Consider the following 13,243-nt stretch of genomic DNA (forward strand, 5'->3'; position numbering starts at 1 on the left):
ATGCAGCATAAGCTCGGTGTGTTCCCCGCCCCCACTCGCTCGACGGCCGGGAGCGAGGAAGCCGGCGGCCTGCGCCGCGTTGTCGCCGAGCTGACCGGGCTGGCCACCGACGAACTCGCCGACGACGCGAATCTGCTGGAGCTGGGCCTGGACTCGGTGACCGTCATGCGGATCTCCGGGCAGCTGCGCCGTGCGGGCACGCGGGTGGAGTTCCGCGATCTCGTGCGCGAACCCACGCTGCGGGCCTGGTCGGAGCTGGTACGTGCGCGGCAACCCGGCGCCGCCCCGCCCGTCGCGGAACCTGCCGCGGTCGATCTCACCGAGCCCTTTCCACTGGCAGTGATGCAGCACGCCTTCTGGATCGGCCGCGAGGGAACGCACGAGCTCGGCGGGGTCGCCGCGCACTTCTACTGCGAGTTCGACCATGCGGGAGGGCTCGACGCGCAGCGGCTCGAGGACGCTGTGCGCGCCCTGCTGGTCCGGCACCCGATGCTGCGGGTGGCTGTCGACCCCACCGGTATGCAACGGGTGGTCGACCCTCACCCGGCGGGATTGGTGGTCGAGGACCTGCGGACGTTGCCGGAGCGGGAGCGCGCTGCGCGTCTTGCCGATATCCGGGACAGCCTTTCGCACCGGGCCATGGACGTGGCGGCAGGCGAAGTCATCGACGTGCGGGTCTCACTGCTGCCCGGCGGCGTGAGCCGTGTGCATCTCGACCTGGACATGATCGCGGGTGACGCACTGAGTTTGCGGAACCTGCTCGCGGACCTGGCCACCGCCTACGAGCACGGCCCGCAAGCGCTGCCCCCGTTGAGATACCACTACGGCCGGTACCTCGCCGACCGTGCGATCGCCCGGGCTACCGCGCGGGAGCAGGCACGGCGGTGGTGGCAGACGCAGCTGCCGGAATTGCCTGCCGCGCCGCAGCTTCCGCTGCTCACCGCGGAGGCGGGCGGCGGGCCGCGGGTCGACCGGCGGCACCACTGGCTCGCCCCGGAGCGCGCGGATCTGTTGCGGGAGCGGGCGCAGCGGGCCGGGCTCACCACCGCTGGTGTGCTCGCGACCGTCTTCGCGGAGACCATCGGCGCCTGGAGTAGCGCCGACCGGTTCCTGCTGAACCTGCCGGTCTTCGATCGGGAGCCGATGCACGACGACGTGGACCGACTGGTCGGCGATTTCTCCAGTTCGGTACTGCTCGATGTGGATCTGACCGATCCGATGACGGTCACCGAGCGGGCCGGCGCGATCACCCGCCGACTGCGCGAGGTGCTGGGGTACACCGCCTACACCGGTGTCGAGGTGCTGCGCGACCTCGGCCGCAGCGGCGACCGCGTCTACGCGCCGGTGGTCTACACCAGTGCGCTGAGCCTCGGCGAGTTGTACGCGCCCGAGGTACGGGCCTGTGTGGGTGAGCCGGTCTGGACGATCTCGCAGGGCCCGCAGGTGTGGCTGGACGCGCAGGTGACCGAGTTCGACGGCGGCATCCTGCTCAACTGGGACGCCCGGGTATCGCTGTTCCCGCCCGGTCTGCTGGACGCCATGTTCGATGCCTACACCCGATTCGTCGAGCTGCTCCTGGACGACGAGAACGCGTGGCACCGGCGCGCTCCGTGGCCGGCGACCCCGCGCGAATCCCTGCCGGCCACAGGGGAACCCGGTGTACCGCTGCATCAGCGGTTCTTCGCCTTGGCCGCCGCTGAGCCGCAGCGGCCCGGGCTGCTCGCCGACGACGCGACGGTCTCCTACGGCGGGCTCTCCGAACGGGCCCGGCGGGTGGCGGCACTACTGCGGTCCAAGGGGATCGGACGCGGTGACAGCGTCGGTATCACCCTGCCCAAGGGGATCGAGCAGATCGTCGCGGTCCTCGGTGTGCTGGCAGCGGGCGCGACCTATGTGCCGTCCGGTATCGACCTGCCGCCTGCCCGGCGCGAACGGGTCTACCGCACCGCGGGCACGCGGCTGGTTCTCACCGATCGCGCGACCGTGGCCGCGGGATGGCCGGAGGACATCGAGGCGGTCCTCCTGGAGCAGGCCCGCATGGTGGCCCCGGCGGAGCGGATCGCGGAGGTGGACGCCGAGGACACGATGTATGTCATCTTCACCTCGGGCTCGACGGGGACCCCGAAGGGCGTCGAGGTGCCGCATCGGGCGGTCGCGGCCACCGTCGACGCGGTCAACGCCCGGTTCGGGATCGGCGCGGACGACCGCACGATCGCGTTGTCGGCATTGGATTTCGACCTCTCCGCGTACGACATGTTCGCCTTCCTGGCGTTCGGCGGCTCGGTGGTCGTGGTGGACGAGGCGAGTCGGCGGGACGCCGTCGCCTGGGCCGAGCTGATCCGGCGCTGGGACGTCACCGTGATCAGCGCGGTTCCGGCGCTCCTGGACATGCTGCTGACCGCGGCCGCGGGATCCGGGCTCGGTACCGCGCTGCGGGTGGTCATGCTCGGCGGCGACCGGGTGACGGTGGACCTGCCCGATCGGCTGCGCGCGCTGGTGCCCGGTTGCCGGTTCGCCGGGCTCGGCGGAATGACCGAGGCCGCCATCCACGCCACCGTGTGCGACGTCGATGCGGTCGATCCCGACTGGTCGTGCGTGCCGTACGGGCAGCCGCTGCCGCACGTCGGCTGCCGCGTTGTCGATGGTCGCGGCCGGGACTGTCCGGACTGGGCGCCCGGCGAACTGTGGGTCACCGGTTCGGGGCTGGCACAGGGTTATCGCGGTGATCCCGAGCGCACCGCGGAGAAGTTCGTCGAGCACGCCGGGGTGCGCTGGTACCGGACCGGTGACCTGGTGCGGTACCGGCCGGATGGCCTGCTGGAATTCCTCGGCCGCACCGACCACCAGGTGAAGATCCGTGGCCACCGCATCGAACTGGGGGAGATCGAAGCGATCCTGGCCGACCACCCGGCAGTCACCGCGGCGGTCGCCACGGTGCTCGAGCACCCCGCGCGCTCGCTCGGGGCACTGGTCGTCGCCGATGACGAACTCACCGACGACGCGCTGCGGGACTGGCTCGGCGCTCGGGTGCCCGGCTACATGGTGCCGCGGCGGTTCGCCCGCGACGGGGAACTCCCGGTCACCCGCAACGGAAAGATCGACCGTGCGGCGGTCCACGCCGCCCTTGCCGCCGCGGCGAGCCGGAACTCGGTCGAGGGCGGCGCGCCACGCGAGGGCATGGAACAGACCGTCGCCGCCGCATGGGCGGCGGTGCTCGACGTCGCCGGCATCCGGCGCGATGACGACTTCTTCGCGCTCGGCGGTGACAGCCTGCTCGCGACCCGGCTGGTCCGCCGGCTGCACGCCGAGGGCGTGGCGGGTGCCACCCTGGCGCACCTGTTCGCCACCCCGACCCTCGCCGGATTCGCCGCCACCCTTACTCGGGCACCGGCGCACCGGCCCGTGGAGATCGTGGCCGACCCCGAACGCAGGCACCACCCCTTCCCACTCACCGATATTCAGGTCGCCTACTGGCTCGGCCGCTCCGGCGAGTTCGACCTCGGCGGTATCGGCGCCCATCTCTACCTCGAATACGACTGGCCAGACGTCGATCCGGCCCGCCTGGCCACGGCCTGGAACCACGTGGTCGACAGGCATCCGATGCTGCGTGCGGTGATCGAGGCCGACGGCACCCAGCGGGTACTCGAATCGGTGCCCGCCTACCGCATTCCGGTGATCGACGGGGACGTCACCGCCGTCAGGGAGGCGGTCTCGCGCACTCTGCTCGACGCCGCGAGCTGGCCTCTCTTCGACATCCGTGTGGTGCGCGACGGCACCAGTGTCACCGTCTGCGCCGCGTTCGACACGCTGGTCGCCGACGGGTTGAGCGTGCTGGTGCTGCTGTCGGAGTGGACGCGGCTCTATGCGGAACCCGACCTCGAACTGCCGGTACCCGAGCTCGCGTTCCGCGACTATGTGCTCGGCTGTGCGCCATCGGAAGCAGAAGTCAGCGCAGCGCTGCGGTATTGGCGGGAGCGTTTGCCGGAATTGCCACCGGGCCCGCAACTGCCGATGCGGGTGCTGCCCGCCATGATCGAGCGTCCCCGGTTCACCCGTCGGGAGGTCCGGCTCGACCGGGAGGTCTGGACGCGGCTCGCGGCGCACGCGCGAAGCCTGGGTGTGACACCGAGCGTGGTGTTGCTGGCGGGCTACACCTGGATTCTCGGGCAGTGGAGTGCCGAACGTGAACTGTCGGTGACGCTCACGCGTTTCGACCGCAAGGACGTGCACCCCGACATCATGCGAGTCGTAGGCGATTTCAGCTCACTACTGCTGGTCGCGGACCGCCCCGGCCCAGCGGAGAGCTGGGCGGCACGTCTCCGGCGCCTGCAACAACAACTGTGGAGCGATCTCGACCACCAGCAGGTGTCGGCGGTGCGGGTACTGCGCGAACTGGGACGGGAGAGCGAACTCGCCGCCGAGCCGGTACCGGTGGTGTTCACCTCGATGCTCGGTGTGGACGACGACCTGGCGCGGTCGGTGCGCTGGCCCGATGTCATGCGCACGCAGACACCGCAGGTGTGGCTGGACCATCAGGTGATCGAGCTGCCGGACGGGCTCGTGCTGAGCTGGGATTCGGTGGACGAGTTGTTCCCCGAGGGCCTGGTCGACGACATGTTCGACGCCTACCACCGGCTGCTACTCGAATTGGCGGACCTGGAGTGGGAGAGCCCGCTCGAACTGGTGCTGCCGCCCGGCCAGCGCGCCGTGCGCGATCGGGTCAACGACACGGCCGCAGCTGTTCCGGCCGGTCGGCTGCTGCACACGGCGATGTTCGAAGTAGCCGCCGCCGACCCCGACCGGATCGCGCTCGTGGACGGCCGGGCCACCGTCTCCTTCGGTGAACTCGCCGACGAGAGCCGCCGCATCGCGGCGTTGCTCGCGCATCGCGGTGTGCGGCCGGGTGACGCTGTCGCGGTGTGTGGGGCCAGGGGCTTCGCGCTGGTGGCTGCCCTGTACGGGGTGCTCGCCGCTGGTGCTGCGTATGTGCCGATCGCGGTGGATCAGCCGGTGCAGCGGCGGGCCGCGATCCTGGCCCAGGCCGGGGTGGCGGCGGTGCTGACCGACGACACCGGGCGCTTCACCGATTCGGTTGGTGCGCAGGACGTGGCGGCCGCTGTGGTTGCGGACACCGCGCGTTTCGGTGTGCGCAGCGCGGGTGTGGCCGGCTCGCAAGCCGTGAACGCGGGGGTGATCAGCACCGACCAGGCGGTCTCGGTCCCGGTGGTGGACATTGCGGATGCTGGCGCGTGTGAGCCTGTGCCGTTGTATGGGGGTGGTGGGAGTGATGTGGCTTATGTGATTTTCACGTCGGGTTCGACTGGTGTTCCGAAGGGTGTGGAGGTCGAGCATCGGCAGGTGGTGAATACGCTTGCCGATCTGGAGGATCGGTACGGTCTCGGCGCGCATGATTGTGTTCTTGCGGTTGCGGCTGTGGATTTCGATTTGTCGGTGTTCGACGTGTTCGGTGTCCTCGGGGCCGGTGGGCGTGCGGTGCTGGTGGCCGATGAGGATCGCCGTGATCCGGATCGCTGGTTGGGGTTGGTGCGTGAGCACGAGGTGACCGTGTGGAACACGGTGCCGGCGATGTTGGACATGCTGCTCACCGTCGCCGAATCCGGGTCGGGGCCGGCGTCGTCGTTGCGGCTGGCGCTGGTGTCCGGCGACTGGGTGGGGCTCGATTTGCTCGATCGGCTCTCGTCGCTGTCCCAGCGATGTCGGCTGGTGGCGCTCGGCGGGGCGACGGAGGCGGCGATCTGGTCGAACGTCTTCGAGGTCGATTCGGTCGATCCGGCGTGGACGTCGATTCCGTACGGAACTCCGTTGCGCAATCAGCGTTTCCGGGTGGTCGATGGGAACGGTGATGATCGCCCGGATTGGGTGCCGGGGGAGTTGCTGATCGGTGGTGCGGGGGTGGCGCGGGGTTATCGTGGCCGGCCCGATCTGACGGCTGCGGCGTTCTTCGAGGACGCCGAGGGTACCCGGTGGTATCGGACGGGGGATCTGGGGCGGTATCGCTCGGATGGGCTGCTGGAGTTCCTGGGCCGTGCTGATCGTCAGGTCAAGATTCGTGGGCATCGGATCGAGCTCGGTGAGATCGAGCAGGCGATCGCTGCCCACCCGGAGGTGCGGCGATCCTTCGTCCTCGCGATCGGCGAACGTACGCACGCACGTTTGGTGGCGTTTGTCGAACCAGCTGTGCCGCAGTCTCTTTCGGGATTCCTCGCGGAGCGGATTCCCACGGGCTGGATGCCGGAGTTGATCGCGCTACCCGATCCGCCGCTGACCGGCAACGGCAAGATCGACCACGCCGCACTGAGCCGGATGGCGGCCGACGTCTCCACCACGTCCGACGCCGGGCACGACGAGGCCCTCCGACCAGGGCTGGAGACCCGGATCGGCCAGATCTGGTGCGACGTGCTCGGCGGCGACATCCCGCACCGCACCACCAACTTCTTCGCCGCCGGTGGAGATTCGCTGTCGGCCACCCGGCTCGTCGGCCGCCTCGCCCGCGAACTCGGCATCACTGTGCGGTTGCGCGAGTTCTTCCTCGCCCCGACCGTCTCCGCACTCGCCCGCTCCGGCACCGGCGAAGCTCAGTCGAGGAACACCCGCACGCCATCCGCCGACCCGGCGCACCGCTTCGACTCGTTCCCGCTCACCGACATTCAGGTCGCGTACTGGTTGGGCCGCTCGGCCGACTTCGACCTCGGTGGGATCGGCGCGCAACTGTACTTCGAGTACGACTGGCCCGGCCTCGACCCCGAACGCTTGGAACAGGCGTGGAACCGGGTCATCCTGCGCCACCCCATGTTGCGGGCGGTCATCGACGCCGACGGCCGGCAGCGGATCCTGCCCGACGCGTCCGTCCACCGGATCCCGGTCGTCACGCCCGGCGACGTCGAAGCGGCCGGAGGTGACTTCGACACGGCCGCGGCCGCGCTGCGCGAGGACATGACCGGCGGTGCTCTCGACGCCGCGGCGGGACCGCTCTTCGACATCCGAGTGCTGCGCGAGGGCGATCGGGCGCGCGTGTGTGTCGTCTTCGACAGCCTGGTCGTCGACGGACTCAGTGCGCTGGTGGTGATCGCCGACTGGACCCAGTGGTACCACGATCCAGCATTCGAACCCGAGCCCCTGGCGCTCGGATTCCGGGACTATGTCCTCGGGTCCGCGCCGACGGAGGCGGAAGTCGCTGCGGGGCTGGCGTATTGGCGGGAGCGGTTACCGGACTTGCCGCCGGGTCCGCAGCTGCCCGTGCGGTTGTCGCCTGCGATGATCGAGCGTCCACGGTTCACTCGCCGGGAAGTGCAGCTCGCACCGGAGGTCTGGGCGCGGATCGTGGGGCGGGCGCGGGATCTCGGCGTGACACCGAGCGTGGTGTTGCTGGCGTGCTACACGTGGATTCTCGGGCAGTGGAGTGCCGAACGTGAACTGTCGGTGACGCTGACGCGTTTCGACCGCAAGGACGTGCACCCCGACATCATGCGCATCGTCGGTGATTTCAGCTCCCTGCTGCTCGTCGCCGACCGCCCGGCCGCAGGCGAGAGTTGGGCCCAGCGAGCGCGGCGATTGCAGGAACAACTGTGGAGCGACCTCGACCACCAACAGGTGTCGGCGATCCGTGTCCTGCGCGAACTCGCCCGCGACAGCGCGACACCGGCCGAACCGGTACCGGTGGTGTTCACCTCCATGCTCGGCGTGGACGACGAGCTGGCGCGCTCGGTGCGCTGGCCCGACTTCACGCGCACCCAGACACCGCAGGTGTGGCTGGATCACCAGGTGATCGAGCTGCCGGACGGGCTCGTGCTGAGCTGGGATTCGGTGGACGAGTTGTTCCCCGAGGGCCTGGTCGACGACATGTTCGACGCCTACCACCGCCTGCTGCTGCGATTGGGCGAACTCGACTGGGAGCGACCGCTGAAACCGGCACTGCCCGAACGGCAGCGCGCGATCCGTGACCGCGTCAACGACACCCGGCCACCGGCCGCCCTTCCGGCGAATCGGCTGCTGCACACGGCCATGTTCGAGGTCGCCGCCACCGATCCCGCCAGAACGGCGCTCATCGACGGCGAGGTGACCGTGTCGTTCGGTGCGCTCGCCGAGCACAGCCGCCGCATCGCCGCCCTGCTCGCCGAGCATGGAGTCCGGCCGGGCGACGCCGTGGCAGTGTGCGCGGCAAAGGGTTCCGCGCTGGTGGCCGCTCTGTACGGGGTGCTCGCCGCTGGTGCTGCGTATGTGCCGATCGCGGTGGATCAGCCGGTGCAGCGGCGGGCCGCGATCCTGGCCCAGGCCGGGGTGGCGGCGGTGCTGACCGACGACACCCGCCGCTTCACTGCTTCGGGGCCTCGTGGCGCGCAGGGCGTGGTGGCCCCAGACGGCGCTGAGGTGCCAGGAGTGGGCGCGGGCAGCGCGAATCCCACTGGCCCGGCGCCCCTTGGTGCGCCGGACGCGGCGGCCACAACCGCTCGGTCCGCGGAGCTTGCGGGCTCGGTGGTTGTCAGCGGGGAGGCCGCGGGTTCGGGGGTGATCAGCACTGACCGGGCTGTTCCGGTCCCGGTGCTGAATATCGCGGATGCTGGCGCGTGTGAGCCTGTGCCGTTGTATGGAGGTGGTGGGAGTGATGTGGCTTATGTGATTTTCACGTCGGGTTCGACTGGTGTTCCGAAGGGTGTGGAGGTCGAGCATCGGCAGGTGGTGAATACGCTTGCCGATCTGGAGGATCGGTACGGTCTCGGCGCGCATGATTGTGTTCTTGCGGTTGCGGCTGTGGATTTCGATTTGTCGGTGTTCGACGTGTTCGGTGTCCTCGGGGCCGGTGGGCGTGCGGTGCTGGTGGCCGATGAGGATCGCCGTGATCCGGATCGCTGGTTGGGGTTGGTGCGTGAGCACGAGGTGACCGTGTGGAACACGGTGCCGGCGATGTTGGACATGCTGCTCACCGTCGCCGAATCCGGGTCGGGGCCGGCGTCGTCGTTGCGGCTGGCGCTGGTGTCCGGCGACTGGGTGGGGCTCGATTTGCTCGATCGGCTCTCGTCGCTGTCCCAGCGATGTCGGCTGGTGGCGCTCGGCGGGGCGACGGAGGCGGCGATCTGGTCGAACGTCTTCGAGGTCGATTCGGTCGATCCGGCGTGGACGTCGATTCCGTACGGAACTCCGTTGCGCAATCAGCGTTTCCGGGTGGTCGATGGGAACGGTGATGATCGCCCGGATTGGGTGCCGGGGGAGTTGCTGATCGGTGGTGCGGGGGTGGCGCGGGGTTATCGTGGCCGGCCCGATCTGACGGCTGCGGCGTTCTTCGAGGACGCCGAGGGTACCCGGTGGTATCGGACGGGGGATCTGGGGCGGTATCGCTCGGATGGGCTGCTGGAGTTCCTGGGCCGTGCTGATCGTCAGGTCAAGATTCGTGGGCATCGGATCGAGCTCGGTGAGATCGAGCAGGCGATCGCTGCCCACCCGGAGGTGCGGCGATCCTTCGTCCTCGCGATCGGCGCGGTCGACAACATTCCGGTGGCCCTGCGGTTGCGCGGCGAACTGGACCTCGACGCCATGTCGGCGGCGGTCACCGATCTGCTCGGCCGCCATGAGGTCTTGCGCACGGTCTATCCCCGGCACGAGGACGGTCCGGTCCAGAAGGTGCGCCCGGTCGCGGTCGTCGAGCTCGCCGCGGAGCCGATGGCGGATATCGCCGCCGCGGTGCGGGAGACCGCGGGCATCGGATTCGATGTGGCCGAGCAGGTCCCGGTGCGGATCCGGCTGCTGCGCGCGGCCACCGACGATCACACGCTGGTGCTGGTGGCGCACCACATCGCCGCCGACGGTGTGTCCATGGGCCCGCTCCTGCGCGATCTGATCATCGCCTACGCGGCCCGCCGCGAGGGGCACGCACCGCAGTGGGCACCCTTGGCGGTGCAGTACGCCGATTACGCGCTGTGGCAGCAGCAGATGCTCGGCGACGACGCCGATCCCGCATCGGTGGCCGCGCGGCAGCTCGAATTCTGGACCGCCGAACTGGCCGATCTGCCCGCGCAGCTCGATCTTCCGGCGGACCGTCCGCGTCCGGAGCAGGCCTCCTATCGGGGCGCGGTCCACGAATTCGGCATCGACGCCCGGCTGCGTGCCGATATCGACCGCCTGGCCGCCGAGACTCGCTCCACCCCGTTCATGGTGCTGCACGCCGCGCTCGCCGCCCTGCTGGCCCGGCTGTCCGGCACCACCGATATCGCCATCGGCACCCCGGTCGCGGGTCGTGGTGCGGCCGAACTGGACGATCTGGTCGGCATGTTCGTCAACACCCTCGTGCTGCGCACCGATGTGCCCGCCGGGCTACCCTTCGCCGATCTGCTCGCCCATGCCCGCGACCGCGATCTGCGCGCCTTCGCCCACAGCGACGTCCCGTTCGAGCGTCTGGTCGAGGTGCTGAACCCGGCCCGCTCCCAGGCCAGGCACCCGCTGTTCCAGGTGGCGCTGTTCATGCAGAACCTCGGCCCGCTCGCCCTGGAACTGCCGGGACTCACCGCCGAGACGGTGGACTTCGGCGCCGAATTCGCCAAGTTCGACCTGCAACTCACCATCTCGGACTCCGGCGACGGCTACCGTGCCGAATTCACCTATGCCACGGACCTGTTCGATGCGCCGACGGTCCGCGAGTTCGCCGTGAAGTTCCTCCGGCTGCTTCGTGCCGCACTCGCCGACCCGGCCACGCCGGTCGGAGATATCGAGCTGCTGGACGCCGGCGAACTCGACTACGTCACCGCGAGCTGGAATGCCAGCGGCCACAAGGTGGCCGACCGTTTCCTGCACGAGGGTTTCGACAACCAGGTGCGCCGCAGCCCGAACGCCCTCGCCCTGGTGGCCGAGGATCCGGTGCCGGTCGAGCTGACCTACGCGCAGCTGTCCGAGCGGGTCAACCGCCTGGCCCGCTTCCTGATCGGTACCGGCGTGGGCCCGGAATCGCTGGTGGTGCTGGCGATGCCGCGTTCGGTGGAGCTGGTGGTGGCCATGTACGCGGTGGCGCGGGCCGGCGGCGCGTACGTGCCGGTGGACCCGGCGCATCCGGTCGAACGGATCGGCCACATCCTCGACACCGCACGGCCACACTGTGTACTGAGCACGCGGGCAGCGGGTTTCGCGGCGGCGACGGAAGCGCCGGTGCACCTGTTGGACGCGCTGGACCTGTCCGAGGTGCCCTCGCGCGCCATCGCCGAGAGCGAGCGCCGAACCCCGTTGCGCCCCGATCATCCGGCGTACGTGATCTTCACCTCCGGCTCGACCGGCAAGCCCAAGGGCGTGGCGGTGCCGCATCGCGCCATCGCCAACCAGCTGGCCTGGATGGAGCACGAGTACCGGCCGCGCACCGGCGATGTGTATCTGCAGAAGACCGCGACCACCTTCGACGTGTCGCTGTGGGGCTATTTCCTGCCGCTGCGCACCGGCGCGGCCCTGCTGCTCGCCGCGCCCGACGGGCATCGCGACCCCCGCTACATCGCCGAGACGATCGCGCGCCACGGCGTCACCCTGACCGACTTCGTGCCGTCCATGCTGACGGTGTTCGCCGCCCACGCCCGCCGCGAGGAGCTGGACTCGCTGCGCGATGTCTTCGTCATCGGCGAGGCGCTGCCGCCGGAGACCGTGACGGCGTTCCACGCGGTGAGCGACGCCGGACTGCACAACCTCTACGGCCCGACCGAGGCCGCGGTCTCGATCACCTACCGTGAGGTCACCGCGGCCGACGCGCCGCTGGTGCCGATCGGTGAACCGGAATGGAATTCGCAGGTTTACGTGCTGGATTCGCGGCTGCGTCCGGTGCCGATCGGGGTGCCGGGCGAGCTGTACCTGGCCGGCGAGCAGCTGGCGCGCGGCTACCACGGCCGCGTCGACCTCACCGCGGACCGGTTCGTGGCCAATCCGTTCGAGTTCGACGGTGCGCGGATGTATCGCACCGGCGATCTGGTGCGCTGGACCGCCGACGGCGAACTGGTGTATCTGGGCCGCGCCGACTTCCAGGTGAAGTTCCGTGGACAACGGATCGAACTGGCCGAGATCGAGAGCGCGTTGCTGGCCGATCCGCGGGTGAGTCAGGCGGCGGCGCGGTTGATCAGCGGCGCGGAGGGGGATTTCCTCGCCGGTTACGTCATCGCGGCGGTGGGCGCGGACCTGGACGTCGCCGAGCTGAAAGATTCGCTGTTCCAGCGGCTTCCCGCGTATATGGTGCCGACCGCGGTGGTCGAGTTGACGGAGTTCCCGCTCAATACCAGCGGCAAGCTCGATCGTAAGGCGCTGCCGGTGCCGACCTTGCGGACGGTGCGTTTCCGCGCGCCCGTCGACGCCGATCAGCGGCTGGTCGCCGAGGTGTTCGCCGAGGTCCTGCGGGTGGAACGGGTCGGCCTGGACGACGATTTCTTCGCCCTCGGCGGCAGCTCGCTCGACGCCACCCGGGTCACCGCGCGTGCCGGTGCGGTGGCCGGTGTGCGGGTCCCGGTGCGCGCGCTGTTCGACGCCCCGACCGTCGCGGGCTTCGCCGCCGCCGTCGCGGAACTGCGCGCCGGAGCACACCCGCGCCCCGCGCTGACCCGCCGCCAACGTCCCGAGCGCATTCCGCTCGCGCCCGCCCAGCAACGGCTGTGGTTCCTCAACCGCCTGGAAGCCCAGGGCTCGGCGGCTACCGGCGTCTACAACCTGCCGGTGGTCTTGCGGTTGACCGGAACTCTTGATCCGCGAGCCATGCGGCAGGCTGTGCTCGACGTGCTGACCAGGCACGAATCACTGCGCACGCTCTACCCGGAGAGCGAGTCCGGGCCCTATCAGTCGATTCTGCCCGCGGCGGCGATCGGCCTCGACGTGCCTCCGGTTGCGGTGCGCTCCCGCGATATCGCGGCGACGGTGGCCGCCATCGCGCGCGGCGGATTCGACGTGACCACCGAACTGCCGGCGCGGGTCGCGCTGCTGGCCGTCGACGGCACCGACGAACACCTGCTGGTGTTCGTCGTCCACCACATCGCCGCCGACGCACTGTCGCTGACGCCGCTGGTGACCGATCTGATCGCCTCCTATACGGCACGGGCCGCCGGCACCGCACCCGAACTGCCCGAACTTCCGGTGCAGTACGCCGACTACAGCCTGTGGCAGCGCGAGCTGCTCGGTGTCGCCGACCAGCCCGGCGATCCGGTCCATCAGCAACTCCGGTTCTGGCATGCGGTGCTCGACGGGCTGCCCGCCGATCTGGCGCTGCCCACCGACCGGC

The 13,243-nt window shown here is 69.9% G+C and carries 1 protein-coding gene (cut by a window edge); it reads left to right on the forward strand.

What is annotated here, in order from left to right; all coding sequences use genetic code 11:
* A protein-coding gene (locus AC5W7N_RS14205; protein WP_495924122.1) for a non-ribosomal peptide synthase/polyketide synthase crosses the window boundary here: on the forward strand, positions 1-13,243 show its start. 19,457 nt of this gene lie beyond the right edge of the window; the window shows 13,243 of its 32,700 coding nt (coding positions 1-13,243); the start codon lies at positions 1-3; its stop codon lies off the right edge, out of view.

It is taken from the genome of Nocardia sp. CDC519 (assembly GCF_059509835.1).